2 protein-coding genes are annotated in these 1,460 nt (G+C 64.3%); both read right to left on the minus strand.

The window, feature by feature from the left end; genetic code table 11:
* Positions 1-98 precede the first annotated feature (98 nt).
* Positions 99-797, minus strand: a complete 699-nt coding sequence (locus ACVOLO_RS18000) for a 2OG-Fe(II) oxygenase (RefSeq protein WP_481571693.1) — start codon at positions 795-797, stop codon at positions 99-101.
* Complete coding sequence (locus ACVOLO_RS18005) at positions 794-1,225, minus strand: nuclear transport factor 2 family protein (protein WP_481571694.1); 432 nt, start codon at positions 1,223-1,225, stop codon at positions 794-796. Before ACVOLO_RS18005 ends, ACVOLO_RS18000 begins: the two co-directional genes overlap by 4 nt.
* Between the last annotated feature and the right edge of the window lie 235 nt (positions 1,226-1,460).

The following is a 1,460-nucleotide window of genomic DNA, read 5'->3' on the forward strand; positions in this document are numbered from 1 at the left end:
GACCGAAACTCCCTCTACATGGCGTCTGCAATTGCAGGAGTATCAGCGACTGCCAGCTTCGCGGCCAAGGCCGCTCCTACGGGCCACCACGACAGATGTTATTGGCCGTAAAGCTGCTGTGCCGACTGAAACAGAATCCAGCTTGTCGCGATGAACTTGTCCCCCGCCTGCGGGCGATTGCCGCGATGGGTGTGTGTGAACGCGGTGGGGGCGATCAGCAAGCTGCCGGTGCGTGGCGCGACCTTGCGCTGCTGGAACAGGAACTCGGTTTCGCCTTCGTCGAAATCGTCGTTGAGGTACAGCGTCCATAGCAGATGACGGTGCAGGGTTTCGCCGCCGGGGTCGCGCGGGAACAGCTCGCAATGCCAGTACGGGTAACCGCCCTCGCCCGCTGTGTACCACTGCAGGTTGATCGCGCCCGGACGCAGGCAGGTGCGGGCCAGTTCGACCAGCGCGGCATCGTCCATGGCGGGAAAATCTTCGGCGGCCAGACGCCGTGGCTGGCCGTCGTTGCCTTCGATCTGCAGCATCAGCGGCGAAATCAGAACCTGTGGATAACGCCGTAGATAACGCAGTACGCCGGTGAACACCGCCTGTTGCAGACGCTGTTCAACGTCGCGCCAGGCTTCATTGCCGCTGATGCGCAGGTCGCGGCTGCGTTTGAGTTCCGGATGCACGCCACCGCCCACCTGCCCCGGCTGCAACTGGGTGCTGTGGCGCAGGCGCTGCACGATGGCCGCGCAATCGTCGGCGGACAGGGCTTGTTCGTAGACCTCGATGAAATCCACGCCGCTCATGGTGTGGTCTCGGGAAGCCGCGAGGAATGCGAGGCCACCATCTGCCAATGCCCGTCGCGCTGTACCCACACGCGGGTGAAGCGGAAGCGGCCCTGCCACGGTTTGCCGTCGCTGACGGCGGCTTGGACGCTGGTGCCGGTGATCACGGCGGTGCCGCCGTAGTGGCGTATCTGCACGTCTTCGTTGTCGATGCGGGTGTTGCGGCGCTGGCGCGTGGCCAGTTCCTGCAGGTAGTCGGCCTTGTGCTGGGTGCGGCCGTCGGAGTGGGTAAGCAGCCAGTCATCGGCCAGCAGCGGGGCCAGCGATTGCGCATCGCCTTGTAGACGCAATTGGTTCCAGGCGGCGTCGGCCTGTTCGAGCGTGGGCGGCGTTTGTGCCCAGGCCAGTGCAGGCGCCAGCAACAGCAGTACGACGGTCAATGCACGCATCGGCAGGTTCTCCGGGGAACTGTGGCTGATGGTGGCTTGAATGGCGGTGTCTGTGTAGTGCCGGGTGGGGCTTGGCGAGCTTTGCGGGGAAAGCTTCAGCGGAGCATGGCTTCGCTCTACCGAAGCAAAATGTGCAGCTCACGCGTAGTGCCGAGCCATGCTCGGCAGGGGCTTTATCGGGGTGTTTCAGCAGTGGAGCGGTAGAGCGCCCTCACCCCAACCCCTCTCCCGCAAG

The organism is Stenotrophomonas sp. STEN056 (genome assembly GCF_056759635.1).